Raw genomic sequence first — 26,037 nt, 5'->3', positions numbered from 1 at the left:
CTATTCCTTACAGCGCTGTTTAGGGTCAGCGTCACAAAACAAGGAATGATGCCGTGGCAACTCTCAATCAAGGCTCCATAGGCCTGCTGCTGATCAGCTGTGTACTCAGCGCCAGCGTGAGCCTGCCCGCCTGCGCCGAGGACGGCATCATCGTGACGGGCCGCAATGTGCAAGGGTTTATGGTCGGCCGGCCCGCCTTTGGCAAAGACCCGTACCCATCCACCGCCAACGCCAACCCCAGCCAACAGATCCTGCGCGCTACCGGCGGCGAACTCAGCGACAACGATTTTGCGGGGGTCAGCAGCGGCTCGAGCATCACCCGCGCCATCCTGCCTAACGGCGACCTTCCCGGCTTGAGCAATACCCTGGGCAGCAACTCCGCTGGCCTGGGCGCCGGTGCGGCGGCCGGACATGCCAGCGGCAACACGCTGGGCGGGCAGATCAGCGGCTCGATCGAGCGCGGCCTGGCGCCGCTGAACAACATCGGCGCGATGATGGGGGTCCAGCAATGAACCGTTCGTGGCTGTTCCTCACCGTAATCGGCTGTTCGGCGGCCATGGCCGATAGCAGCCACCAGGCGCTGATCGACAACGCCGGCAAGCAATACACCGGTGTGCTGTCAGTCAACCAGGCCGCCGGCAATCAACAACAGCAGATCAACAGCCGCGCGATCAGCCTCGGTGGCCAGGCCAGCGACGCGCTTGTCCAGAAACTCGACGGCAAGGTTGATCCCGCCCTTAACGCCAGCGCGGCGATCCAGGGCAACTCATTCAGCAATGGCAACGGCATCCTGGGTGTCAACCAGTCGGCCGGGGCCAATAACCAGATGATCAATGCGGTGCGGATCAGCACAGGTCCGCAGAGCATCGATGACAGCGTCCTGTCGCAACAGAACATGACGCTGTTACCAGACTCACGATCCCCCTCTACCACTGGCAGCCGCCAGGTCGTTACCAGCGACCAGGCCTTCACCGGCAGCCGTGGAGTGGTACAGGTGAATCAGAGTGCAGGGGTGGGGAACCGGATGGCTAACACCCTCGGTGTGACTATCAAGTAACAGCTTGATAGGTGTTTGTTAGACCGTACCAACACTTAACCAACTAATAGAAGCAAGGAGATACACCATGAAACCTACAATGGCTCTCAAACCACTGGTTTTCGCTCTGGCTGCGCTCATGGCTGTTGCTGCACAGGCAAGTCCTGCCGAAAAATGGAAACCAACCCCAGTTCCAACCGGCACCGTGGCTGCCGTTGTGACTGACACGCAAGTGAGCAAGGACAACAAGTTCGACAATACCAAGACCCTCAATAATGCAGGGGCCAACGGCTCGTTGAGCAGCAGCAAAGGTAACCTGGGTGCCAACATCGCAGCCGGTGATGCCAACCAGCAAGACAATGGTGCTGCCATCACCAGTAGCGCAGATGATGCGGCCAGTGTCTTCGCCGCAGCTGATATCTATCAAGAAAGCAAAGACAACAAGTTCATTAACAAAGGCACGCAGAACAACGCTTCGCTGGTCAACTCGGCCAACAACAGCTCCGGTAACGTGGGCGTGAACGTGGCAGCCGGTCAAGGCAACCAGCAGAAAAACAACCTGGCAATCGTGACAGCTGACGGCAAAAACGTCGCGTCTGCCTCGAACACCGAACAAGTGTCCCTGGATAACCACTTCCTCAACGAAGCGTCCTCCAAACACAGCTATCAACCTCAGTACGTGGTCAACAACGCTGGCCTGCTCAACTCCGCCAACAACGCGTCCGGCAACATCGGCGTGAACGTGGCGGCAGGTTCAGGCAACCAACAAAGCAGCACCCTCACCCTGGGCAGCGGCTGCACCGTCTGCGCAGGAGGCACCAGCAACAAACTGGCGTTCTGATGCAACGGGGCCTTGGCAACAAGGCCCTTTTTATTTCCAGTGTCCACCAGGTCATGATCATGCGCCTCGCGACCCTCTGCCTCTTGTTTTTACTCACCGGCCCGTCCTGGGCAGGGCAAATGGCGATTTCCGCCATGCCCGGCGGTGCAGTGATCTTCAAGAAGGTCGAGAGCATCCGGGAACGCCGGTTCGCCAACCTGGTGGAACAGAAAACCGATTTCAGCTGCGGTGCCGCGGCACTCGCCACCATCCTGCGCCAGGCCTATTGGCTGGACGTCGATGAAGCACACATCATCAAGGGCATGCTGATCAACGCTGACCAGGATCTGGTGCGCACCCAGGGCTTTTCCATGCTGGACATGAAGCGCTACCTGGAAAGCATCGGCATGCGGGCCAGGGGCTACAAGATCGGCCCCGACACTCTGCTGACGGTAAAGATTCCGGTAGTGGTGCTGTTGGAGATCCGTGGCTACAAGCACTTCGTGGTGATGCAGCGGGCCGAAAAAGACTGGGTCTATATCGGCGATCCGGTCCTGGGCAACAAGCGCTATTCGCGGGATGACTTCGTCGCAGGCTGGAATGGCATCGTGTTCGCCGTACTGGGTGAAGGCTATGACAAGACCAACGCCCTGCTCGATCCCCCTACGCCGTTGACCGCCAAGACCAAAATGAACGAGTTCCGGCCCGTGGGCGACGCCGAGCTGATGGACTTCGGTTTCATCCAGAGCGACTTCTTCTAGAAGCGCCATAAGGGGAAGGACGCCCCAGGAGCAGATGATGAACACTTCCCGTTGGCTCACGGCCCTGTGCCTGGCAGCCTCGATGCCTGCTTATGCGTCCTCGGCGTTCAAGCCCATTGAAATGAACGACGCGGAACTGGCTGAACTGCGCGGCCGCTTCGTGATGCCGGGGCGCATTATCAGTTTCGGCATTGTCATGAGCACCACCTGGACCAATGCTGCGGGCGACACCAGTACGGTGAGCGCCAACATGCATATCGACTCAGCCACGATCACTCCGCAATTCTATGTGCAATCCAGCGGGTCGGTGGGTAATGGCACCCAACGCGACCCGGGCACCGGCACCGTGGTCGGTGGCGCCGGGCTGGGCAGCGGCCAGGGTGTGACCCAGACCGTACGTGCCGCCGGCGATGGCAACACGGCGTACAACAACGTCGGGATCAATGTCAGTGAAAACGGCCTGTCACCGGCCAACGTGGCGCAATCAGGGCAGGCGTTGATGGCGGGCGGCTCCTTTACAACAGACAGTGCAGCCGGACGGGTCAGTGTGTCGGCCAACAATGGCGGCGTGCAGATGGCCATCGCGGCCCACAACAACCAGGGCAACGCGCTGCAGCAGATCGGCGGCGGCAACGTGCTGCAAGGCACGGTGTTGCAAGGCAACAGCAACTTCGTCAACAACATGACCCAGCTCAATGTCGCGCTTGGCAGCAATGGCCTGAGCGCCGGGGCTCTGAACTGCAATCTGGATCAACTCAAGGGCCTACGCACACTCGGTTATTGAACTACGCTGACCCTCGACACTTACGCATTAGAAAAGGACGGCTTACTTCATGCACCGATCGTTATCACTACGTGCCGTTGTCTGTTTAAGTACGCTCTTGCCCGCGAGTATGTTGTACGCAGCGCCAGACGCGGATATCGAAACCCTCAAACAAGAACTGCTGGAGCTCAAGCAGCGCTACGAAGTCCAACAAAAAGCCCTGGCAGTCCTCGAACAACGGGTACGCCAGGTGGAAGACCAGCCTGCTGTACCGGCACCCAAGCGCCTGGCCAAGTCGCCGGCAGACTTCAAGCAAAGCGGCAGCACCGTGGCCGCCAGCGGCGGTACGGGGGGGGCCACGGGTGGCAGCTCCTACGGGCAATCACTCAAGGATGATTCGGCGCCCGCGCAAAGTGTCAGTAACTTGTATAACGAAGCCAGCGGCTTCTTCGGCAACGGCAAGTTCAGTTTTGAAACCGGCATTACTTACGCGCGTTACGACGCCCGCCAGTTGACCCTCAATGGTTTCCTCGCACTGGATTCGATCTTTCTCGGCAATATCAACCTCGACCGGATCAAGGCCGATAACTGGACCCTGGACTTGACCGGCCGCTACAACCTCGATAACCGTTGGCAGTTCGACGTCAACGTCCCGGTGGTGTACCGCGAGTCCACCTATCAATCGGGTGGCGCCAGTGGCGGCGATCCGCAGGCCACTTCCGAAGAGTCCGTGAGCCGGGACCCGACCATCGGCGACGTCAACTTCGGGATCGCCTACAAGTTCCTCGACGAATCGCCAACCATGCCCGATGCCGTGGTATCGGTGCGGGTCAAGGCGCCAACCGGCAAGGAGCCGTTCGGGATCAAGTTGGTGCGTTCGACCGCCAACGACAACCTGTACGTGCCGGAGAACCTGCCCACCGGCAACGGTGTGTGGTCGATCACGCCGGGGATTTCCCTGGTCAAGACCTTCGACCCGGCCGTGCTGTTTGGTTCGGTGTCCTATACCCACAACCTCGAAGACTCATTTGATGACATCAGCAGCGACGTCAACCAGAAGGTCGGGGGTAAGGTCCGCCTGGGCGACAGCTTCCAGTTCGGCGTGGGTGTGGCATTTGCCTTGAACGAGCGCATGAGTATGTCGTTCTCGGTGTCCGACCTGATCCAGCGCAAGAGCAAGCTCAAGCCTGATGGCGGGGACTGGCAGTCGATTGTCTCAAGTGACGCCAACGCCGGCTATTTCAACGTCGGCATGACCATCGCCGCCAGTGAGAACCTGACCATCGTGCCCAACCTGGCTATTGGTATGACCGATGACGCACCGGACTTCACCTTCAGCCTGAAATTCCCGTACTACTTCTAAAACCGCCGCTCCTACAACGGAGAAAAGGAAAAGCCCCGTCGCGATAAGGGTCGCGACGGGGCTTTTTTACCCGCCCTAGCGGATCTGATGTTTGTGCAGCAACCGGTAGAACGTCGGCCGGGAAACCCCCAGCACACGGGCGGCGACACTCAGGTTGTCACTGTGCCGGTTCAACACATCACACAGCGCCTGGCGTTCAGCGCGGTGCTTGTAGTCCTCAAGCGTAGCCATGGGCAGCGCGATTGCCTGCTGGCTTTGCAAGCCCAGGTCGGCTGCTTCGATTTGCCGCCCTTCGGCCAGTACCAGGCCACGCCGCACTCGGTTGGCCAACTCACGCACATTGCCCGGCCAACCATGCTTGCCCATGGCGATCAGGGCGTCTTCGCTGAAGCTGCGTGGACGGCGCCCGGTTTCCTGGCTGTAGAACCTGGAGAAATGGTTGGCCAGCATGCCGACATCGCCATGCCGCTCACGTAACGGCGCGGTGATCACTTGCAGGACATTGAGCCGGTAGTACAAGTCCTCGCGAAAAGTCCCCCTCTCGATGGCGGCTTCAAGGTCGACGTGAGTCGCGGCCAGCACCCGCACATCTACCGGGATCGGTTGGCTACCCCCTACGCGCTCAATGTGTTTTTCCTGGAGAAAGCGCAACAGGTTGGCCTGCAACTCCATGGGCAAGTCGCCGATTTCATCGAGGAACAGGGTGCCGCCGTTGGCCGCTTCGATACGCCCGATCTTGCGTTGATGGGCGCCGGTGAATGCGCCCTTTTCATGGCCAAACAGTTCGGATTGGATCAAGTGCTCTGGGATCGCCCCACAATTGATCGCCACAAACGGCTTGGCGTGGCGCTGGGATTGGCGGTGCAGGGTCTTGGCCACCAGTTCCTTGCCGGTGCCGCTGTCGCCACGGATCAGAATCGGCGATTCGGTGGGGGCCAGCTTGGCCAATAGTTTGCGCAGCTCCCGGATTGGCCGGCTGTCGCCCAACAATTCATGTTCCAGTTCATTCACATGAGCGGCGCCTTTACCCCGCAGGCGTGCCATGCCAAAGGCGCGGCCCAGGGTCACTTGGACCCGTGATACATCGAAGGGCAAGGTGTGGAAGTCAAAAAACCATTCGCAGACAAAGTCGCCGACGTTCTGCAGGCGCAGCATTTCTGGGCTGAGCACGGCGATCCATTCGGTACCGCTGCGGCTGATCAGCTCCTTGACCGCCTCGGGTCGCTCCAAGTGCATGGGCTGGAGCCGCAACAACCCCACATCACAGGTACGATCCCCCAACGCATCCAGGGCGCAACTGTCTACATCCCAGCCAACCGCCCGCAAACCAGGCAATAACTGGTGGCAGTCGTCACAGGGATCGACCACGAGCAAGCGACGCAGGGCTGGTGTAACAACCATGACTATTCCTTGGCGTCAAAATCATTAAAGTTATTTAGAAACAATAGTTTGGGCAGGCTGCTCATAACCCTAGCAAGATCTTGACGCTAGCCTTGTATCGTTTCGCGATAAAACCATCACCGATACAGCGTTTAGCGATCAGGCCCTCGGCAAGCGCTACTTCAATCTTTCATTCACCTTTCAAAATCGCGCCTTACATGACGTTAATCACGAAAAGTTGAATTTTCTTGTTCTAACATGTGACCCGTACCCCGTCATCGTGCATCAGTACAGGTACTAGCCGAACGGTAAGCCCAACCGACGGCACATCTTCTGATTGGGCACTTAGAGAGAAGACCCCATGAACGCCCCGCTCCGTATCAACGAAGCTCTTTTGATCGCAGACCGTGCTTTCCAACCCTTTCACTGCGTGGCCTGGGCCCCACAAGACGGCACTGGCGAACTGAGCCTGACCGTGATCGACCGCACCGAGAAGCGCATCGGGCGCAAACAGATTCCGTGCAGCACTTACTCCGATCCAAAACAATTGGAAACCCTGCTGCTACAAGCCCGCGCCGAACTCAATGGCGAAGGTTATCAACTACAGTCCTGGGCAATGCCCAAGTAAGTTAAGGCAGCCACTGCGACATGCCGTCGCTTCTTATATTGGCTGCAACTTGTTAAGACTATTAAACCCGTGGCGCGTGAGTTCGACTCCCGCCACGGGTTTTGCGTGCCTGACATTTAAGTATCTCCCTTCTTTATATGGCTGCCATGCCATGACCGCTTGATCTTCCTGCGAGCATCGGGCACTTTGCGCGCTTCTCGCCCCCAGGAGCACCCCATGTCCGGTTCAATGGCCCAGGCCTTCGCCCATAACTTCCTGGGGCACTCGCCCCGTTGGTACAAGGCCAGCATCCTCGCTTTCCTCATCATCAACCCACTGGTGCTCTGGGCTTTTGGCCCGATTGCGGCTGGCTGGTTGCTGGTGGCCGAGTTCATTTTCACCCTGGCCATGGCGCTGCACTGCTATCCGTTGATGCCCGGTGGGCTGTTGATGGTCGAGGCACTGTTGCTGCGCATGACCACGCCCCAGGCACTGTACGACGAGCTGCTGCATAACTTCCCGGTGATCCTGCTGCTGATGTTTATGGTGGCCGGCATCTACTTTATGAAGGATTTGCTGCTGTTCCTGTTTTCGCGCCTGCTGCTGGGCGTGCGCTCAAAAGCGCTGCTGGGGCTGATGTTCTGCTTTTTGTCGGCCTTTCTTTCAGCCTTTCTTGATGCCTTGACGGTCACTGCGGTCATTATCAGTGCGGCCGTGGGCTTCTATTCGGTGTATCACCGCGTAGCCTCAGGCAATGATCCACGCCAGGACAGCGAATACAGCGACGACCGCCACCTGCCCACCTTGCACCACGCCGACCTTGAGCAATTTCGCGCTTTCCTGCGCAGCCTGTTGATGCACGGCGCCGTCGGCACCGCCCTGGGTGGCGTGTGCACGCTGGTAGGAGAACCACAGAACCTGTTGATCGGCCATGAGATGGGCTGGAATTTCACTGAGTTCTTCCAGCGAATTGCCCCGGTATCGCTGCCGGTGCTGGTCGCCGGCCTGATGACCTGCGTGCTGCTGGAAAAGCTGCGCTGGTTTGGCTACGGCACCCTGCTGCCGGACAACGTGCGCCAAGTGCTGGCCAACTACGCCCGTGAAGACAACGCCGAACGCACCCCGCGCCAACGTGCGGCGCTGATTGTTCAAGGCCTGGCAGCGCTGATCCTGATCGCCGGCCTGGCGTTTCATATCGCCGAAGTGGGCCTGGTCGGTTTGCTGGTGATCGTACTGATCACTGCCTTCACCGGGATTACCGAAGAACACCGCATCGGCAATGCCTTCAAGGACGCCCTGCCCTTTACCGCGTTGCTGGTGGTGTTTTTCGCCGTGGTCGCAGTGATTCATGATCAACAGCTGTTCACCCCATTGATCCAATGGGTGCTGGCACTGCCCGCCGAACAACAGCCGGGCATGCTGTTTATTGCCAACGGCCTGTTATCCGCCATCAGCGATAACGTGTTTGTGGCGACGATCTACATCACCGAGGTCAAGCAGGCGTTTGTGTCCGGCCATATGAGCCGCGAGCATTTCGAGACCCTGGCCATTGCGATCAATACCGGCACCAACCTGCCCAGCGTAGCGACGCCCAACGGCCAGGCAGCTTTCCTGTTTTTGCTGACCTCTGCGATTGCGCCGCTGATTCGCCTGTCCTACGGGCGGATGGTGTGGATGGCGCTACCGTACACCGTGGTGATGGGCGTGCTGGGCTGGTACGCGGTCAGCTATTGGCTGTGAAGGATAAACCGTTCAATAGCCTGGGCTGCGCCGTCCTCGAGATTGCTGCCGGTGACGACATCGGCCTGGCGCTTGACGGCCTCTTCGGCCTGGCCCATGGCAATCGATAACCCGGCCACCTGAAACATCGCCGGGTCATTGCCGCCGTCGCCGATGGCCGCTGTCTGCTCCAGCGCCACGCCAAGATGAGCGGCCAGGGTTTTCAGGGCATCACCCTTGTTGGCCTGCATGGCCGTGATATCGAGGTACACCGGTTGCGAACGCGATACCTGGGCCAGGCCTGCGACCTTGGGCTGCAACTGCACCTCCAGGTCAATCAACAACTGGGCGTTGGCGCTGGCGGCGACGATCTTGTCGATCCGCCCCAGGACCGGCTCGAAACTCTCCACCACCACCGGCGCATATCCCAGGCCCTGCTGCTCCCGAGGCACCATGGGGCCGGTGGGATCGCGCAGCAGCCAGTCGCCTTCGGCAAACACCCAGACTTCCACCTCTGGCTGCTCGCACAGCAGCGCCAGGGTGATCAGCGCCGCCTCAGCCGGCAAATGGTGGGCAACCAGGATGCTGCCATCCGGGTTGACCAGGGTGCCACCGTTGAACCCCGCGGTGGGCACGTCGACGCCCAGCGCTTCGATCTGCTGCAACATGGCCCTGGGCGGCCGCCCGGTGGCGAGGCTGAAAAACACCCCTGCCTCGCGCAGCGCCCTTACGGCTTCGATGGTGCGTTGGCTCAGGCTGTGATCGGGCAACAACAAAGTGCCGTCCATATCACTCAGCAAAAAACGGATGGGTTGAATCGCGTCTGCACTCATCCGAGGCTATGCCAAGCGCGGCCATCACGGGCCAGCAACGCATCTGCCGCCGCCGGGCCATCTTCGCCAGCCTTGTAGGCCTGGATCCCGTCGTCTTCTTTCCACGCATCGAGAAACGGCTGTACCGCACGCCAGCCGTTTTCGATGTTGTCCGCGCGCTGGAACAGCGTCTGGTCACCGGTCAGGCAGTCGTAGATCAGGGTTTCGTAGCCGGTGGACGGCTGCATCTCGAAGAAGTCCTTGTAGGCAAAGCCCAGTTGGATGTTGGCCATGTCCAGGGTCGGCCCGGGCTTTTTCGCCAGCAGGTCGAACCACATGCCTTCATTGGGCTGGATCTGGATCTTCAGGTACGTCGGCTTGAGTTCGTCGACTTCGGTGTCGCGGAACTGCGCATACGGCGCCGGCTTGAAGCAGATGACAATCTCGGTGTCGCGCACGCTCATGCGCTTGCCGGTGCGCAGGTAGAACGGCACGCCGACCCAACGCCAGTTATCGATCATCACCTTCAGTGCCACAAAGGTCTCGGTGCTGCTGTCCGGGGCCACATTGGCCTCCTGCCGATAGCCCGGCAGCGCCTTGCCACCGATCTCGCCGGCAGTGTATTGGCCGCGCACCGAGTTGGCCCGCGCATCTTCCAGCGACCAGGGGCGCACAGCGCCAATCACCTTGGCCTTCTCGCCACGTACCGCGTCGGCGCCAAACGCCGCCGGCGGTTCCATGGCAATCATCGCCAGCAGTTGGAACAGGTGGTTGGGCACCATATCGCGCAGGGTGCCCGTGTTTTCGAAGAAACTGCCCCGGGTTTCGACCCCGACGGTTTCCGCAGCGGTGATCTGCACGTGGTCAATGTAATGGTTGTTCCAGAACGCTTCGAACAGCACGTTGGAGAAACGGCTGATCAAGATGTTCTGTACCGTTTCCTTGCCCAGGTAATGGTCGATGCGGTAGATCTGCTTTTCGCTCATGACCTTGAGCAGGCAGGCGTTCAACGCCTCGGCGGTGGCCAGGTCGGAGCCGAACGGCTTTTCGATCACCACGCGGCGGAAAGCCTCGGGGCTCTCCTCCAGCAGGTTGGCCCGGCCCAGGCGCTGCACCACTTCACTGAAGAAGCGCGGCGCGGTGGCCAGGTAGAACACCGCGTTGCCAGTGCCGCTGTCAGCGATTTTGCTGGCGATGTCGGCATAGGTGCCATCATCGAGGAAATCGCCCTGCACGTAGCTGATGCCCTTGGCCAACTGTGCCCACAACTGTGGGTCCAGTGCATGTTCGGCATTGCCCTTGACCTTGCTCGCGGCTTCGGTGCGGATGAAGTCTTCGAGTTTCTTGGCGAAGTCGACATCGCTGATAGCGTTGTGATCCACCCCGACAATCCGCAGGCCCTCACCCAGCAGACCATCGCGACTGAGGTTGTACAGCGCCGGCATGAGCAGGCGCTTGACCAGGTCGCCATGGGCGCCAAACAGGAACAAGGTAGTGGGTGGAGCGGGTTCGGCCTTGGGTTTCTTGCCGTTGGCCGTCATTTTTTGGAAGTCTCCACATGGCCGCCGAAGCCGAAGCGCATAGCCGACAGCAGCTTGTCACCGTAAGTGCTTTGCTGGCGCGAGCGGAACCGCGCGAACAGCGAGTTGGACAGCACCGGCACCGGCACCGATTGCTCCATGGCCGCTTCGATGGTCCAGCGCCCTTCGCCGCTGTCGGCCACGGAACCGGAGTAACCGTCGAGCTTGGGGTCGGTCGCCAGGGCATCGGCGGTCAGGTCCAGCAGCCAGGAAGATACGACGCTGCCGCGACGCCAGACTTCGGCGATGTCGGCCACGTTCAGATCGAAGCGCTGTTCTGGCGGCAGGTTTTCCGAGTTCTTGGTCTTGAGGATGTCAAACCCTTCGGCAAAGGCCTGCATCATCCCGTACTCGATGCCGTTGTGGATCATCTTCACAAAGTGCCCGGAACCGGCAGGGCCAGCATGGATGTAACCACGTTCGGCACGGTCATCGGTGGCGGTACGGTCCTTGGTCCGCGGGATATCGCCCAGGCCTGGCGCCAGGGTGGCGAAGATCGGGTCCAAGTGCTTGACGGTCTCGGCGTCGCCGCCAATCATCATGCAGTAGCCACGCTCCAGGCCCCAGACGCCACCGGAAGTGCCGACGTCGATGTAGTGCAGGCCTTTTTCCGCCAGAGCCTTGCCGCGACGCACGTCATCCTTATAGAAAGTGTTGCCGCCGTCGATGATCACATCGCCGGGTTCCATCAGTTGGCTCAGGTCGTTGATCGTGGTTTCGGTGGGTTCGCCCGCCGGCAGCATGACCCAGACAGCCCGCGGTTTTTGCAGGCCCGCGACCAGGGCGGCGAGATCGGCAACGCCAGTGGCGCCCTCTTCACTCAAGCCTTTGACGAATGCTTCATTGCGGTCGTAGACCACGGTGGTATGCCCATTGAGCATCAAGCGGCGCGCAATATTCCCGCCCATGCGGCCTAGTCCGATAATCCCCAGTTGCATGTATTGATGCTCCCAACTACAAATAAAAAATGTGTGACACAGTTTATAGCGCAATGACGAATTAGTCCGGCGCCAATCGCACTAGTTTCATCACAAAAACAGGCCATCGTTTCACCATCACCGGCTGAAAAGTCACAACGACCCCGAAAAATAAAAAAGTTCCCTTGAGCCAAAAAAGAAATCAGAATCGCCCCTGACTCCTGCCGAGGGCCTCGACTCAAGCCCCCTGGCACCGCGATACACCGGCTATTTGCGAGGTAAGCAATGCGCACTGCACAGATCACACGCCCGCCACAAACCCTTTACGTCACCGTCCGCCGCGACGAGTTGCGCCAGTTGAAAGACGAACGTGAACAGTTGCAGCAGGAAGTGATCCGCCTGCGTGCGCAATTGCAGGCCCAGCTCACGAATCAAGCCATCACTTGCTGACCTTTTGTAGGGGCCGACTTGCCGGCAAGCCGGTTCCTACAGGGGTCGCCATCTCGGATCAAACTCACGAAGTTTTCACCCGCCCTTCCCGATAATCCTCCACCAGAACGCCGCCTCACCCATGGGCGGTGGCAATTATCGGGTTGGAGCGCTGCATGGCGATGTTCAAACGCAGCACAAAGTCTGCGACAGGGTTTGATTGGGCCGGCCTTGGCTGGATGTTCCTGTTTTTCTGGTATTTCTCGGGCATTACCCAGCTGCTGATCCAATTGACCGGTACTTCCGGCTTCAGTGGTTTCCGCCAGGCGTTCTTCATGAGTGCACTGTGGTTGGCGCCGATGCTGCTGTTCCCGCGTCGCGCCAGGCTGCTGGCGGCGCTGATCGGCGTGGTGTTGTGGGCCTGCTCCATGGCCAGCCTGGGCTATTTCTTTATTTACCAACAGGAATTTTCCCAGAGCGTCATCTTCATCATGTTCGAGTCGAACATCTCTGAAGCGGGCGAGTACGCAACCCAATATTTTGCCTGGTGGATCGTGCTGGCCTTTATTGCCCACACGGCCTTGGCCATCTTCCTCTGGACCCGCGTGCGCCCGGTCTATCTGCCCAAGGCACGGGCGATGGTCGCGGCCACCGCCATTGTGCTGGCGATTGTCGGTTATCCGTTGATCAAGCAGATCGCCACCAACGACACCCTGGAACGAGCCATCGATGGTTTCGAAACCCGTGTCGAACCTGCGGTGCCGTGGCAGATGATCGTCGCCTATCGTCGCTATACCCAGCAGTTGAACAACATGCAGGGCATGCTCGACAACGTCAGCAAGATCCCGCCCCTGAGCAACTTCAAAGACAGCATGGCCGGCCAGCCATCGACCCTGGTGCTGGTGATCGGCGAGTCCACCAACCGCCAGCGCATGAGCCTCTACGGCTACCCACGCAAGACCACCCCGGAACTGGACAAGCTGCGTGACCAACTGGACGTGTTCGACAACGTCATCACCCCGCGCCCCTACACCATCGAGGCGCTGCAACAGGTGTTGACCTTTGCCGACGAAGACCACCCGGACCTGTACCTCAAGACCCCATCGATCGTCAGCATGATGAAACAGGCCGGCTACAAGACCTTCTGGATCACCAACCAGCAGACCATGACCAAGCGCAACACCATGCTCACCACGTTCTCGGAACAGGCCGACGAACAGGTATACCTCAATAACAACCGCAACCAGAACGCCCGCCAGTACGATGGCGACGTGCTGGAACCGTTCTCCAAGGCCCTCGCCGACAAGGCCGAGCGCAAGCTGATCGTGGTGCACCTGCTGGGTACCCACATGAGCTATCAGTACCGCTACCCGCCGAGCTTCGACACCTTTACCGACCGCCAGGGCGTCCCGGATGGCGTGCGCGACGACCAGTTGCCGACTTACAACAGCTACGACAACGCGGTGCGCTACAACGACTTCGTGGTGTCGAGCCTGATCAAGGACTACGCCAAGACCGATCCCAACGGTTTCCTGCTGTACCTCTCCGACCACGGCGAGGATGTGTTCGACTCGGCGGGCCACGACACCCTGGGCCGCAACGAGGGCAAGCCGACGGCGCCGATGTACACCATTCCTTTCATGACCTGGGCCTCGCCGAAATGGCGCGCCAGCCACGACTGGAATATGCGAGGCGATTTACAACGGCCGTACAGCAGCTCGCAGTTGATTCATACCTGGGCCGACCTTGCCGGCTTGAGCTTCGACGAACTGGACCGCAGCCGCAGCTTGGTCAGCGATAGCTTCACCCCGCGGCCATTGCTGATTGGCGATCCCTACCAGCGTTCGCAGAAGGCCTTGATCGACTTCAGCCTGATCAAGCCCAAGGTCAGCGCCGACCCCAGGAATGTGGTGCTGAAGTAAACGCCCCCGCCCCGTCCAAAGTTAACCGGGTGATTAACTTTGGACGTTCTTGACGTTAATTCTCATTTAATAAGCTTCCTACAGACTATTCCCATAAATCTGATCAGGGACGGTGCAGATACCGATCACTCTTAATGGGAATACATGCAATGAAACTTTCAACCTTGATGCTCGCCGGCGTACTGGGCTTGACCTCGGCCGGAGCCTTCGCCGAAGGTGGCGCGGAACGCGTGAAGGAGCACTTCGACAACTTCAGCTTCACCCAGAAACAAATCCACAGCGATGCTGAGCAGACTGCCGCGACCGATGCCAAGGGCGCTGAAGGCGGCTCTGCCGAGCAGGCTCGGGATAGTCAACAACCCAAGAGCTGACGCGCCACTTACGCTCTGATGGAGACGTTCATCAAGGCTGTCTGTGGTGAGGGGCATTCGCAACCCGACGGGATAAGCCCCTTACCACCGACGCGGCCTTAAAGCACCTTGCTCCAGAACAGCATGCGGCCATGGGCGGGGTCGAACACCGAGTCATCAAACCCAAACTTGCGGTACGACGCCTGAGCCACCGGATTGCCTTCCAGCACTTCGAGGGTGATCTTGCAGCAGCCGCGTTGACGGGCGATTTCCTCGACCTTTTGCAGCATTTTCTGGCTCAGGCCCAGGCCACGGAACTGCTCCATGACGACCACGTCATGCACGTTGACCAGCGGGCGACAGGCGAAGGTCGAAAACCCCTCAAAGCAGTTCACAAGCCCGGCCGGCTCGCCACCCACAAAGGCCAGCACGCTGAATGCGTGGGCACGCTTGGCCAATTCAGCCGGCAGTTGCTCCAGCAGATCGGCGGACAGGGCTTTGCCTCCGCCCATCGGGTCTTGCGCGTAGTGATTGAGCAGCAGGCCAATGGCCTCGGCCTGTACAGGATTGCTGTAGCTGGCTTGCAACACCAGTATTTCTGCGGCTTCCATTTCCTTCCTCGATAACAGTTAGGCAGGGATCACCTCCCCGCAAAACCTCGATTGTAAGCGGGCTGTCGGCCATAGATGAAGGAGATTAACTACAGGTTTGTGCAGGAAAGCGCTGTCACGACTCCTGTCGAACAAAAGTGGCTCAAGGCCATTATCGGCCGAAGCGCTGTAGCTGCATTTCTTGTAAGCGACTGAACGTTCGTCGGAACGCAAATTCCAGGTAACCCTCTGTGTAAAGCGACACCAAGGGCACTTTGGCTTCGATGTATAACGGCACCTTGCGGTCGTAGCACTCATCGACCAGGGCAATAAAGCGTCGCACGCCGTCATCGTGCACAGACAATTGCGGCAACTCACGATCCCCCGCCTCCACACGCTGGGCGCCGTCCTCGGTGCCGCGGGCAATCCGTCCGGGACGCTGCTGAGCACTCAAGCAGGGGACCTCGCCGAGCAATATGGCGCTGTAACGATCGCACAGTTGCATGAAATCCATGGCCGCCAACGGTTGCTCGCACAAGTCGGCATAACGGCACCACAGCACCGTTGCACAGGATTTCACCGTGGCAATGCTGCGCGAGCCCACCACCACCGGCGCATCGCTGCAGGCTTGTCCCGCGCTCAATCGCTCAAATACCTGTGCCAGTGCCTGTGGCTCATCGACCCAGTAACGCTGCTCAGCGGTGCCGGGATGCAGGCGGTGATCTTCACTGCCCGCTACCGCCACCACCTGCATATGGGCCTTGATAGCCTCGATGGCCGGCATGAAGCGGTCCCGGTTGAAACCGTCAGCGTAGAGCTGCTCTGGCGGTTGATTGGAGGTGCAGACCATCACCACCCCTTCGTCGAACATCACCTGGAACAAACGCCCGAGGATGATCGCATCGCCGATGTCATTGACGAACAGTTCGTCAAAACACAGCACCCGCACCTCCCCGGCCAATTCACGGGCCAGGGCCTGCAAAGGGTCGGGCGTGCCGGTCAACTGGAACGAGCGCTGGTGAACCCAGCCCATGAAGTGATGAAAATGCTGGCGCCGCGCAGGCACCCGCAGGCTCTGGTAGAACTGATCCATCAGCCAGGTTTTGCCACGGCCCACCGGGCCCCAGAGATAAACCCCGGTCACGGGACCATGGGTGCCCTGATGCAAGGCCTCATGGCAATCCTGCAAGATTTGCACGGCATGGCGCTGGGCATCGTCAGCGACAAAACCCTCATGCAGGGCCTGCTGGTACGCGGCCAAGGGTGAATCAAAAATCATACCGATCCATAGCCAGAATGGCTCATCTGTGGCGAGGGGGCTTGTCCCCCGTTGGGCTGCGAAGCAGCCCCAGTAGGCTCCTGAGCTCTATCTGACACACCGAAGCAGCAGGTTTTGGGGCTGCTTTGCAGCCCAGCGGGGGACAAGCCCCCTCGCCACAGACAAGCACCTTCACTACAGAAAACCCTATGCAAGGCTTTTGCTGACCACCTCGAACACATCGCTGGACAGCTCGCCCGAACCGCGGATGCGCTCCAGTTCAGCCTTCATCAGCGCTTGGCGGGCGCTGTCGTATTTACGCCAGCGGGTCAGCGGCGCCAACTGACGCGAGGCGATCTGCGGGTTGAAGGCATTCAGCTCGATGACCAGGTCCGCCAGGAAGCGATAGCCCGAACCATCGGCCGCGTGGAAGTTGATCAGGTTTTGCCCGGCAAAGGCGCCAACCAGCGCGCGTACCTTGTTCGGGTTCTTGATATTGAACGCCGGGTGCTGCATCAAGGCCTTGACCCGCGCAAGCCCGTCCGGCAATACGCTGGCGGCCTGGACACTGAACCATTGGTCCATGACCAGTGGGTTGTCCTTGAAGTTCTCGGCAAACACTTGCAGGGCCTTGGCCTTCTCGGCCTCGAACGGCGAGTTGACCAGTACCGCCAATGCAGTCAGGCGTTCGGTCATGTTGTCGCATGCGTCGAACTGTTCCAGGGTCGCGGCCAGCACTTCGGGCTTGCCGCTGAGCATCAGGTACGACAGCGCGATGTTCTGCAGGGCGCGGCGGGCAAAGTGCTCGGCCGACGCCACGTACGGCGTGTTGCGCGAAAGATCGCGGTTGGCCTGGTAGCGCAGCCACAGGCCTTCGAACAGTTGGTCGGCCAACTGCTTGCGCGCAAATTCGCGGGCGGCGTGGATCGCGTCGACGTCTGCCACTTCGCTGATTTCGGTGAGGTAGGCTTCACCGGGCAACGACAACATTTCCGCGACCATGGCCTGGTCCAGGCTGTCGTCGCTCAGTACGCTGCGCAGTGCATTGACCAGCCGCTGATCCAGCACCAGGGCCTGGCCCTGTTGGTGTTGGCCGATCAGGTCCTGCAATACCTGCACTGCCAGTTGCTGGCCCGCCTCCCAGCGATTGAAACCGTCGCTGTCGTGTTGCATCAGGAACATCAACTGGTCACGGCTGTAGGGGAAGCTCAACTTCACCGGCGCGGAGAAACCACGCAGCAGCGACGGCAGTGGCTGTGCGGCGATATCGACAAAGGTGAACGTCTGCTCGGCCTCAGTCACCGACAACACCCGCGAGGTGCCCTGCGCGGCGGCTTCACCGGCCAGGCGCAGCGGCAAATCAGCCCCATCGGCGTCCAGCAGGCCCAGAGCCACGGGAATCACGAATGGCAGCTTTTCCACGTTGTCCGGGGTTTGCGGGCAGCTCTGGCGCACGGTCAGGCTGTAGGTCTTGGCTGCGGCGTCGTAGGACTCGCTCACCGCCAAGCGTGGCGTACCAGCCTGGCTGTACCAGCGCTTGAACTGGGTCAGGTCGGTGCCGTTGGCGTCTTCCATGGCCTTGATAAAGTCGTCGCAGGTCACGGCCTGGCCGTCGTGGCGCTCAAAGTACAGGTCGCTGCCTTTGCGGAACCCTTCGGCGCCGAGCAAGGTGTGGATCATGCCGACCACTTCCGAACCCTTTTCGTACACGGTCAGGGTGTAGAAGTTGGAAATCTCGATAAAGCTGTCCGGGCGCACGGCGTGGGCCATTGGCCCTGCATCTTCAGCGAATTGGTGAGTGCGCAGGTAGGCCACATCCTGGATCCGCTTGACGGTGGCCGAATTCATGTCGGCAGAGAAGCCCGAGTCGCGGAATACCGTGAAGCCTTCCTTAAGCGACAGCTGGAACCAGTCGCGGCAGGTCACGCGGTTGCCCGACCAGTTGTGGAAATACTCGTGGGCGACGATTGCTTCGACCCGCTGATGCGCGGCGTCGGTCGCGGTCTCGGCGCGGGCCAGCACCGCACTGGAGTTGAAGATATTCAGTCCCTTGTTTTCCATGGCGCCCATATTGAAGTCGTTCACGGCCACGATCATGAAGATATCCAGGTCGTATTCGCGACCGTAGACCTCTTCATCCCAGCGCATGGACTTCTTCAGGCTGTTCATGGCGTGCTGGCACTTGTCGATGTTTTCTGGCTCGACATAGATGCGCAGCGCGACGGTGCGCTGGCTCATGGTGGTGAAGGTGTCTTCGACACACCACAGGTCACCGGCCACCAGGGCAAACAGGTAGGCCGGTTTCTTGAACGGGTCTTCCCAGGTTGCCCAGTGCCGGCCGTCTTCGCCGGGGCCGCTGGCAATCGGGTTGCCGTTGGACAGCAGCACCGGATAGCTGTGCTGCTCGGCGATCACGGTGGTGGTGAACGTGCTCATCACGTCCGGGCGATCCAGGTAGTAGGTGATCTTGCGAAAACCCTCGGCCTCGCATTGGGTGCAGAACATGCCGCTGGACTTGTACAGGCCTTCCAGGGCGGTGTTGGTTTCAGGGTGGATCCGCACGCTGGTGTCGACAGTGAAGCTGTCGCTGAGCGGCTGCAATGTCAGGTGGCTGTCGCTCAACTGGTAGTCGGCAGCGCTCAGTTCCCGGTCGCCCAGGTTCACGCTCAACAGCTCCAGTTGCTGGCCGTCCAACACCAGTGGCGGCAGGCCGGCACCGCGCTCGGGATTACGGCGCATCACCAGCTGCGCGTGGACCAGGCTATGGTCCTCGAACAACTCGAAGGTCAGGTGGGTCTCGTCGATCAGGTACTCGGGCGCCTGATAGTCCTTCAGGTAGATCATCTTCGGTTGTTCGGTGCGCATGCGTGAAATCCTTCTACTGATGCACGGCGAGCTGGTAAGCCGTGTATTTACGAATATTGATAACGCCGGTATCGAAGATCAGGTATTGGCCCTTGACCCCCAGCAGCGTGCCTTCGGCAATCGGGTTCTTGTCCAGGTTGAAGCTGACGATCTTGGTCGGATATTGCTCCACCGGATAGCGGATTTCGAGGGGCTCGATATCAGTCACCGGTTGGATAGCCTGCAGGCCAAAGCGTTCCTGCAATTGCAGCAGGCCGTCAGCGCAGGAGACGAACAGCTCGTCGCGCACCTGCTTGAGGTCCACCGTGGTCGCGTCGCCCTTGAGCAAGGCGCGCCAGTTGGTCTTGTCGGCGACCTGGCTGCGCAGTACATCCTCGACAAAACCTGATTGCTGGCGTGTAGCCACGCGCATGATCGGCAGCGCCTGGCTTGCCCCCTGGTCCAGCCAGCGTGTGGGCAACTGGGTGGCGCGGGTGATGCCGACCTTGATCCCCGACGAATTCGCCAGATACACCACATGGTCGGTCATGCAGAATTTTTCGCCCCAGGCCGGATCGCGGCAAGTGCCGGCATCGAAATGGCAGCGCTCAGGGCTCATGATGCACAGGTCGCACTGGGCCAGCTTGGTCATGCATGGGTAGCAATAGCCCTGGCTGAAACTGGTCTTGGTCTTGCGTCCGCAATGGGTGCAGTGGATCGCACCGAGGTATTCCAGGCGTATATGAGTGCCAATCAACGGGTTGACCGGCACCTCGGTGTCACCCAGGCGAAAAGCGTATTGAACGGTCGGCGAACCCAGTTGCGCCGACATCTTGCTGACTGCACCACGGCCAATCTCAATCAATGGATGGCATCCGACTTGAACAGGATGTTTTCCACCGGGGTCGATTTGGACTGGCATTCCTGCGGGCCCATATAGCCGGTGCGCTGGTCTTCCGGCAGGTTTTGCAGCTCCCAGGCAATCATCGCCTGCAGGGACAGTTCACGCTGTTCGGCGGTGAGCTTGCGGCCGTCGGACCATTTGCCGATTTCTACCGCGAGCTTGAGGCTCTGGTAGATATCCGGAGTGATGTTTTCGATCATTTCAGCAAAAGAGGACATAAGACTCTTCCTTAAAGAATGGGCAGAGATTCAAGCGTTACGTTTATGGCGGCTGTACAACCCGCCGAGCAAACCGGTGATGCAACCCACCACCAGGCCGCCGACATGGGCCGCATTGGCGATTTCGCCGAAACCGATCATCGACACCAGGCCCGACAAACACAGCACCAGCCACACCAGCATCATCACCAGCACACCACGGGGCAGGCGATACGCCGGGTTGGGCGCGAGCAACTGATAGATCCAGCAATGGCCCAACAAGCCGTACAGCACGCCGGACAAACCGCCAAACAGGCCGGGGCCGCCAAAGGTGTATTGCGCGTAGTTGGAGGCCAGGCTGAACAGCAACGTCAGGCCCAGCAGGTTGATACTGCCCTGGCGCGACTCGATCCGCCGCCCCAGCTCCCAGTACCACATGCCGTTCATCGCCAGGTGGAGGATGCCGAAGTGGATCAGCATCGGCGTTACCAACCGCCACCACTGCCCCGCCGCCAGGCTGTCGGCCAGGGGGGTGAAGTACAGGTATTCGCCGGCCACGTGGAAATTGAGGAACGTCAACCAGCTCATTGCTTGCAGATTGTCACCCAGCATCGTGACAGCGCCGACGATCAGGCTCAGCAGCAGCACCGTGGCGGTCAGTGGGCTGTGGCGCAATTGCAGGAGGAAACCGGGACGCTTGCCCACCTGCTCCGGGGGAAGGTCCAATTGCTGGTCCGGGTCGCCAGCAGGAAAGCGTTGATACAGGCTGCGTACGTCCTCGCTGATCGCGTCCGGCACCCAGAGCACCTGCTCGCCGGCCTCTTCGCTGACGCGATGGGGCACTTGCATGCGCTGCAGCAGTTTGACGAAGCCACCCAGGTCCACGCTCAGGGGCAAGCGCAACACCGCAACGGTACTCATGAAATCACCTCAGGGCGCTCGACATCGACCCAGACAAATTTGTTCGGGTCGAGGCGGGTTTCTTGATCCAGTCGATAGGCCACCAGCTTGCCGTAGAGCACCGCGCTGTAGTCCAGGCAGGCCAGGTTCGAGCGGATCGGCGCCGGTTTGCCGCTGCGCCAGTAATGCCCCACGAACAACAGCGGCTCATCGACGCCATAACGCAGCAGGGAGTTTTTTTCAGTCGAGGACAACGGTGTACGCGCCACCGGGTCAGGCAAGGCGTCAGGCTGGAAAACAATATCGCCGTAGGTCTTCGGGTCGTCCTCCCAGAACTTGGTGCGGAAGAACGAACGGGTCAGGCCGTCGCCACCGGTCAGCGTCAGGCCGTCCGGCAGGCGCATATCGGTGCCGCGCAGCAGGCGGTCGAACGCGTTGCAGGCAAAACTGCCAGGCACCGCCGCCGCCTGCAGGAAGTGCTCGTCAATGCAGCCGTCGGGGAATTGCCTGCGCAGCGGCTCGATCAACCCCGAATCCCAGCAGGCGTGCACCACGCGAAAGCGCCCGGCGTCGACAAACAACGGCATGTCGTAGAACCAGGCCAGGAAGTCATGCCAGTCGCCAGGATGGTGTTCAAACTGGGTCAGGGTCTCGTGGATCAGCCGCGCGTGGCGTGGCGAATGTTCGCGCACGTACTGCTTGCCACTGCCGGGAGGCGCCAGGGTGCTCCAGCCCAGGGCGTTGAACTCATGGTTGCCCATGATGCACAGCGCCTGGCCGGCTTCGGTCATGTCATGGACGATATGCAATGCCTCGCGGATCCGTGGCCCACGGTCGATGATATCGCCGAGGAACACCGCCATGCGTGAAGGATGGCGCCAGGTGCCGCCCTGCTTGTGGTAACCCATCTGGTCGAGCAGGTGCTCAAGGGTATGAGCGCAACCGTGCACGTCACCAATCAGGTCGTAGCTACGCGCGGGATCGAGCATCAGTCGCCTCCACCCCCCAAGCGGCTGCCCCAGCCCAGCTTGGTGCGGCACACTTCGTAGTAGTTGTGATCCAGCGGGTGGATCAATCGCAGCTTCTGCGCCTTTTTGCTCACGGTGATGGTGTCACCGGGGGCGCAGGTGAAGTGGTTCTGCCCGTCACAGGAGACTTGCGGGTAGATCTGCATGTCTTTGGAAACCACGATTTTCAGCTCACTGTTGCCATCGACCACAATCGGCCGGCTCGACAACATATGGGGGTACATCGGCACGATCACAATGGCATCGAGCTTGGGATGCATGATCGGCCCGCCCGCCGACAGCGCGTAGGCCGTGGAACCGGTGGGCGTGGCGACGATCAGGCCGTCGGCTTTCTGACTGCAGACGAACTGGCCGTCGATGTACAACTCGAACTCGATCATCCGCGTCGATTTGCCAGGGTGCAGCACCACGTCATTGAGGGCATCGCCCTGGCCGATGGCTTCGCCGTGGCGACGCACTTCGGCTTGCAGCAGGAAGCGGTTTTCTACCAGGTAATGACCGTCCAGCACCTTGGCCACTTCGACTTCCAGGTCATCGGGGCGGATATCGGTAAGGAACCCCAGGCTGCCGCGGTTGATCCCCAGCACCGGCACGTTGTGCCGCGCCAGGGCGCGAGCGGCGCCCAGCAGGCTGCCGTCGCCGCCGACCACGATCACCATGTCGCAGACTTCACCCAGCATTTTGCGCGACGAGGTCTGCAGGCCGTGGCCCGGCAGAATCTCGGCGATGGTGTCTTCGAGGATCACATGCAGGTGGCGCTCAAGCAGAAACTTTTTCAGCCGGCGGACGGTGTCCAGAACCTGGGTACTGCCCAGGCGACCGATAATGCCGATATTGCGAAATTGCTCCATGGGGCTCCTGCAGGGTTTGGGTGTGGCGAAAAACAACGATTATGGGCGAAAGGCCGCATTAGACAAAATCCTTTGTCGCCGCAGGGCCCAGACGACAACGGTTCTCAACACCCGGCACGATCACCCCGGCAGTAGGAAACAGCTATGCTCGGACCATGAATCCGTTCCCAGACTTGCAGGACCTGCCCCGTCAACTACGCCATCCCGAGGTGCGGGACCTGGCGTGGGTGATCCTCGCCCCGCCGATGCTGGAACAGCCCCCCTGGCCGCAACGCCACCCACTGGCCGGCAGCGAGTGGGTGCAGCGGCCTGCGGCTCTGGAGCACTGGCTCAGGCAGCTGGACCAGGACAGCAGCGCCCTGCAGCATTGGCTGAGCCTGGCCCGCACCCGGCGCCTGGGCCTGTATTACGAGCGTCTGTGGCAGTTTGCCGTGCAGCACGCCCCCGGCGTGGAGTTGCTGGCGGCCAACCTGCCGATCCGCCAGGCCGGGCATACCTTGGGTGAGTTGGATATGCTGCTGCGCGACCGTGACGGCGTGCATCACCTGGAACTGGCGATCAAACTCTACCTCGGCCCGCAAGACGGTGACGGTCGTGATCCCGCGCAATGGCTCGGCCCAGGTTGTCACGACCGCCTCGACCGCAAGCTGGCGCACCTGGCCGACCATCAGTTGCCAATCTCGGCCAGAGCCGAAAGCCGGGAGGTTCTGGCGGCGCTGGATATCCAACAGTTCGATGCCCATCTGTGGCTGGGAGGCTACTTGCTGTACCCCTGGCCCGGCGAGGCTGGGCCACCCCTTGGCACCCATCCCCAGCACTTACGGGGGCGCTGGTTGCATCAGCGTGACTGGTCGGACTTTATCCGCAACAGCCCAGCGGGCCGCTGGCAGCCCCTGCCCCGCCACGCCTGGCTGGCGCCGGCGCATTACCCGGCAGAGGACGTGTGGACTGCCGAGCAGATGCAACGCTGGGTTGCCGACCTTGACCCGATGGCGCCAGCGCAGTTGTTGGTGCGGATGATTCAGAATGGCGGGGATTGGGAGGAAGCGGAGCGGCTGTTTCTGGTGGCGGATCTCTGGCCGAATGTTCCGGGGGCGGGCTGATATTCCGATGGTGGATTTGAGGGCCTCATGGCAGCATCGGTATCTACACAATTTTCAGACACTGACGACCTCCCCTGTGGCGAGCGGGCTTGCCACAGGGGAGGTCGTCAGCTTATCGGAACGCCGCACCGCCGCGAAATCGCTAGCCGCAGCGCTACAAACCATCAATATGCCGATAATCCACCTGCAACCCGGCGGCCAGCTCACGGGCCCGACCCAACCTGATCGGGCCGCGTTCAATATCCACCAACAGCCCGGGGCACTCCAACCCGGGCAACTGGCCGATATCTTTCAACCTGCCATCGGTAATCACCAGTAATCGCTGCTGTTCAGCCGGATACCGCTTGCGCCGTGCTACCAGCCAATGCCCGGCCTCGGTCAATGCCGCCAGCAACGGCGTACCGCCGCCCGCGCCCAGCCCGTCCAACCAACGGCCCAAGCCCTTCGCGGCCTTCAAGCCTTGGACCTGCCAGCTCGGCACCTGCCCGCTGGCCGTCAGCAATGCCAACCGCGCCCGTTGCCGATAGGCATCGTCAAACACCTGCGCCAGTAAGCCCTTGGCATCGCTCAACGCCTGATGGCGCCGCGTGGACGCCGAGGCATCGACAATCACCAGCCACAACTCATGGGCCGAGCGGCTGCGCAGGTGGTAGCGCAGGTCTTCACGAGATTGCGGCCGCCCCCCCAGCAAGGTGCCCGGCCAGTTGACCAGGCCCTGCTGCGCGCTGCGCGCCTTACCCTGCCGCCCGCTACTCAATCGCCCAGCCTTGGGGCGGGCATCCACCCCCGTGTCAGGTCGGGGGCGGATGCCTAGGGCTTTTTTGGCCAGGCCGGCACCTCTCGGCGAGCGCCCATGGGCAACGCAGGCGCGGGCATATCGCCCCACTGACCTTGGCCTGGCGCGTTATCTGAAGGCTGGGGCGCCTGGCCCTGCTCGGGCGTGCTCGCAGGCGAAGAGTGTTCCTGGCGACGGTGACGCAGGGCAAATTCCGCCACGGCCTCTATATCTTCTTCAGCGATGGCCACGGCACCACGCCACGCGGCATGGGCCCGCGCCCCGCGCAACCACACCAGGTCGGCACGCAGGCCATCGACCCCGGCGGCAAAACAGCGCTCGCTAATCTGCGCCAGGGCCTGGTCATCCAGGGCGATGCTGGCCAGGCGCGCACGAGCCTGGGTACAGCGTTCGCGCAGCGCCCCTTGCTGATCGGCCCACTGCGCACAGAAGGCCGCAGGGTCGCTGTCGAAATCCAGGCGGCGGCGAATGATCTGCCCACGCTCGGCCGGCAGTGTCTGCCCGCTCAGCGCCACATTGAAACCAAAACGATCCAGCAGTTGCGGGCGCAACTCGCCCTCTTCCGGGTTCATCGTACCGATCAGCACAAAACGCGCCGAGTGCCGGTGGGAAATGCCGTCGCGCTCGATCAGGTTGGTGCCGCTGGCGGCGACGTCGAGCAGCAGGTCCACCAGGTGATCGGGCAGCAGGTTGACTTCATCCACATACAACACGCCGCCGTCAGCCTTAGCCAGCACGCCCGGAGAGAACTGCGCACGGCCTTCGGCCAACGCAGCGTCAAGGTCCAGGGTACCCACCAGGCGCTCTTCAGTGGCGCCCAAGGGCAAGGTGACAAACTGCCCGCTGGCCAACAGATCGGCCAAGCCGCGGGCCAGGGTGGACTTGGCCATGCCGCGCGGGCCTTCGATCAGTACGCCGCCGATCTTCGGATCGATGGCGGCCAGGCACAGCGCAAGCTTCAGGTCGTCGGCGCCGACTACAGCCGACAATGGAAAATGTGGGGTGTCAGTCATACTGATATCTCAATGAATTCTGTAGCGCCCCTGTAGGAGCGAGCTTGCTCGCGAAAACAGTCAACGTTGACGCGAGCCTTGATGAGCGCGTTGC

General features: G+C 60.7%; 26 protein-coding genes. 12 read left to right on the top strand and 14 right to left on the bottom strand.

The window, feature by feature from the left end; all coding sequences use genetic code 11:
- Nucleotides 1-53 precede the first annotated feature (53 nt).
- The 6 genes from BHC62_RS13220 to BHC62_RS13195 all read left to right on the top strand — a co-directional run bounded on the left by BHC62_RS13220 (nt 54) and on the right by BHC62_RS13195 (nt 4,743).
- Nucleotides 54-512, top strand: coding sequence for a hypothetical protein (locus BHC62_RS13220; protein ID WP_029291484.1), 459 nt, complete (start codon nt 54-56; stop codon nt 510-512).
- Nucleotides 509-1,057 carry an adhesin gene (locus BHC62_RS13215; RefSeq protein WP_070995268.1) on the top strand — a complete coding sequence of 183 codons (549 nt, stop codon included), beginning with the start codon at nt 509-511 and terminating at the stop codon, nt 1,055-1,057. Before BHC62_RS13220 ends, BHC62_RS13215 begins: the two co-directional genes overlap by 4 nt.
- Nucleotides 1,058-1,124: 67 nt before the next feature.
- The gene (locus BHC62_RS13210; protein ID WP_070995267.1) at nt 1,125-1,877 is read left to right on the top strand and encodes a hypothetical protein; all 753 of its coding nucleotides are present in this window, start codon (nt 1,125-1,127) and stop codon (nt 1,875-1,877) included.
- A gap of 59 nt (nt 1,878-1,936) precedes the next feature.
- On the top strand, nt 1,937-2,617 hold the full coding sequence (locus tag BHC62_RS13205; protein ID WP_029291480.1) for a C39 family peptidase: 681 nt from the start codon (nt 1,937-1,939) through the stop codon (nt 2,615-2,617).
- A gap of 37 nt (nt 2,618-2,654) precedes the next feature.
- Nucleotides 2,655-3,401: a hypothetical protein gene (locus BHC62_RS13200; RefSeq protein WP_029291478.1), complete on the top strand. Its 747-nt coding sequence runs from the start codon at nt 2,655-2,657 to the stop codon at nt 3,399-3,401.
- A gap of 49 nt (nt 3,402-3,450) precedes the next feature.
- Nucleotides 3,451-4,743, top strand: coding sequence for an autotransporter outer membrane beta-barrel domain-containing protein (locus BHC62_RS13195; protein WP_029291476.1), 1,293 nt, complete (start codon nt 3,451-3,453; stop codon nt 4,741-4,743).
- 75 nt (nt 4,744-4,818) lie between these two features.
- Here the strand turns inward: BHC62_RS13195 and BHC62_RS13190 are convergent, their stop codons facing one another.
- Nucleotides 4,819-6,144 (bottom strand): sigma-54 dependent transcriptional regulator, encoded by a 1,326-nt coding sequence (locus BHC62_RS13190; protein ID WP_070995266.1) that lies wholly within the window; start codon nt 6,142-6,144, stop codon nt 4,819-4,821.
- 340 nt (nt 6,145-6,484) lie between these two features.
- Between BHC62_RS13190 and BHC62_RS13185 the strand changes: the two genes are divergently transcribed.
- Together BHC62_RS13185 and nhaB are read left to right on the top strand one after the other, a co-directional pair.
- Nucleotides 6,485-6,751 carry a hypothetical protein gene (locus BHC62_RS13185; protein ID WP_029291472.1) on the top strand — a complete coding sequence of 89 codons (267 nt, stop codon included), beginning with the start codon at nt 6,485-6,487 and terminating at the stop codon, nt 6,749-6,751.
- A gap of 216 nt (nt 6,752-6,967) precedes the next feature.
- On the top strand, nt 6,968-8,470 hold the full coding sequence (nhaB, locus tag BHC62_RS13180) for a sodium/proton antiporter NhaB (RefSeq protein ID WP_070995265.1): 1,503 nt from the start codon (nt 6,968-6,970) through the stop codon (nt 8,468-8,470).
- Here nhaB and BHC62_RS13175 read toward each other — a convergent pair.
- Genes BHC62_RS13175 through gnd form a run of 3 tightly spaced genes read right to left on the bottom strand, consistent with a single transcriptional unit; the run spans nt 8,458 to nt 11,779 of the window.
- Nucleotides 8,458-9,282 carry a Cof-type HAD-IIB family hydrolase gene (locus BHC62_RS13175; RefSeq protein WP_070995264.1) on the bottom strand — a complete coding sequence of 275 codons (825 nt, stop codon included), beginning with the start codon at nt 9,280-9,282 and terminating at the stop codon, nt 8,458-8,460. The genes nhaB and BHC62_RS13175 overlap by 13 nt on opposite strands.
- The gene (gene zwf / locus BHC62_RS13170) at nt 9,279-10,802 is read right to left on the bottom strand and encodes a glucose-6-phosphate dehydrogenase (RefSeq protein ID WP_070995263.1); all 1,524 of its coding nucleotides are present in this window, start codon (nt 10,800-10,802) and stop codon (nt 9,279-9,281) included. The genes BHC62_RS13175 and zwf overlap by 4 nt, the downstream gene beginning before the upstream one ends.
- Nucleotides 10,799-11,779, bottom strand: a complete 981-nt coding sequence (gene gnd / locus BHC62_RS13165; protein WP_070995262.1) for a phosphogluconate dehydrogenase (NAD(+)-dependent, decarboxylating) — start codon at nt 11,777-11,779, stop codon at nt 10,799-10,801. The genes zwf and gnd overlap by 4 nt, the downstream gene beginning before the upstream one ends.
- A 279-nt stretch (nt 11,780-12,058) precedes the next feature.
- Here gnd and BHC62_RS28605 point away from each other — a divergent pair, with 279 nt between their 5' ends.
- The 3 genes from BHC62_RS28605 to BHC62_RS13155 all read left to right on the top strand — a co-directional run bounded on the left by BHC62_RS28605 (nt 12,059) and on the right by BHC62_RS13155 (nt 14,480).
- A complete protein-coding gene (locus tag BHC62_RS28605) occupies nt 12,059-12,208 on the top strand; it encodes a DUF6026 family protein (RefSeq protein WP_222936214.1) in 150 nt (49 codons plus the stop codon).
- Nucleotides 12,209-12,363: 155 nt separating this feature from the next.
- Entirely contained in the window at nt 12,364-14,109 is a 1,746-nt protein-coding gene (locus BHC62_RS13160) for a phosphoethanolamine transferase CptA (RefSeq protein ID WP_029291462.1), read from the top strand.
- A 149-nt stretch (nt 14,110-14,258) separates the two neighbouring features.
- Nucleotides 14,259-14,480 (top strand): hypothetical protein, encoded by a 222-nt coding sequence (locus BHC62_RS13155; protein ID WP_070995261.1) that lies wholly within the window; start codon nt 14,259-14,261, stop codon nt 14,478-14,480.
- 98 nt (nt 14,481-14,578) lie between these two features.
- Here BHC62_RS13155 and BHC62_RS13150 read toward each other — a convergent pair whose 3' ends face one another.
- The 8 genes from BHC62_RS13150 to BHC62_RS13115 all read right to left on the bottom strand — a co-directional run bounded on the left by BHC62_RS13150 (nt 14,579) and on the right by BHC62_RS13115 (nt 23,031).
- Nucleotides 14,579-15,070 (bottom strand): GNAT family N-acetyltransferase, encoded by a 492-nt coding sequence (locus BHC62_RS13150; protein ID WP_029291458.1) that lies wholly within the window; start codon nt 15,068-15,070, stop codon nt 14,579-14,581.
- Between the two features lie 151 nt (nt 15,071-15,221).
- Nucleotides 15,222-16,328 (bottom strand): cell division protein ZapE, encoded by a 1,107-nt coding sequence (gene zapE, locus BHC62_RS13145; protein WP_070995260.1) that lies wholly within the window; start codon nt 16,326-16,328, stop codon nt 15,222-15,224.
- Nucleotides 16,329-16,514: 186 nt separating this feature from the next.
- Nucleotides 16,515-19,172 (bottom strand): aminopeptidase N, encoded by a 2,658-nt coding sequence (pepN, locus tag BHC62_RS13140; RefSeq protein ID WP_070995259.1) that lies wholly within the window; start codon nt 19,170-19,172, stop codon nt 16,515-16,517.
- Between the two features lie 13 nt (nt 19,173-19,185).
- A complete protein-coding gene (locus tag BHC62_RS13135; RefSeq protein ID WP_029291451.1) occupies nt 19,186-20,016 on the bottom strand; it encodes a DUF2797 domain-containing protein in 831 nt (276 codons plus the stop codon).
- On the bottom strand, nt 20,013-20,273 hold the full coding sequence (locus tag BHC62_RS13130) for a YeaC family protein (protein WP_029291449.1): 261 nt from the start codon (nt 20,271-20,273) through the stop codon (nt 20,013-20,015). The genes BHC62_RS13135 and BHC62_RS13130 overlap by 4 nt, the downstream gene beginning before the upstream one ends.
- A gap of 30 nt (nt 20,274-20,303) precedes the next feature.
- Nucleotides 20,304-21,173, bottom strand: a complete 870-nt coding sequence (locus BHC62_RS13125) for a rhomboid family intramembrane serine protease (protein ID WP_070995258.1) — start codon at nt 21,171-21,173, stop codon at nt 20,304-20,306.
- Nucleotides 21,170-22,144: a metallophosphoesterase gene (locus BHC62_RS13120; RefSeq protein WP_175581895.1), complete on the bottom strand. Its 975-nt coding sequence runs from the start codon at nt 22,142-22,144 to the stop codon at nt 21,170-21,172. The genes BHC62_RS13125 and BHC62_RS13120 overlap by 4 nt, the downstream gene beginning before the upstream one ends.
- Nucleotides 22,141-23,031: an NAD(+) kinase gene (locus tag BHC62_RS13115; protein ID WP_010210870.1), complete on the bottom strand. Its 891-nt coding sequence runs from the start codon at nt 23,029-23,031 to the stop codon at nt 22,141-22,143. The genes BHC62_RS13120 and BHC62_RS13115 overlap by 4 nt, the downstream gene beginning before the upstream one ends.
- Before the next feature lie 155 nt (nt 23,032-23,186).
- On the opposite strand from BHC62_RS13115, the gene BHC62_RS13110 reads away from it, so the two are divergent.
- Nucleotides 23,187-24,134, top strand: a complete 948-nt coding sequence (locus BHC62_RS13110; RefSeq protein ID WP_070995257.1) for a DUF1853 family protein — start codon at nt 23,187-23,189, stop codon at nt 24,132-24,134.
- A gap of 154 nt (nt 24,135-24,288) precedes the next feature.
- Here the strand turns inward: BHC62_RS13110 and BHC62_RS13105 are convergent, their stop codons facing one another.
- Together BHC62_RS13105 and BHC62_RS13100 are read right to left on the bottom strand one after the other, a co-directional pair.
- On the bottom strand, nt 24,289-24,891 hold the full coding sequence (locus BHC62_RS13105) for a VWA domain-containing protein (RefSeq protein ID WP_032866420.1): 603 nt from the start codon (nt 24,889-24,891) through the stop codon (nt 24,289-24,291).
- Between the two features lie 53 nt (nt 24,892-24,944).
- Nucleotides 24,945-25,943: an ATP-binding protein gene (locus BHC62_RS13100; protein WP_070995256.1), complete on the bottom strand. Its 999-nt coding sequence runs from the start codon at nt 25,941-25,943 to the stop codon at nt 24,945-24,947.
- Between the last annotated feature and the right edge of the window lie 94 nt (nt 25,944-26,037).

Origin of the sequence: Pseudomonas sp. 06C 126, assembly GCF_001855215.1 — a bacterium.
Lineage (GTDB): Bacteria > Pseudomonadota > Gammaproteobacteria > Pseudomonadales > Pseudomonadaceae > Aquipseudomonas > Aquipseudomonas proteolytica.
This window is presented reverse-complemented; position numbering and strand designations above follow the sequence as displayed.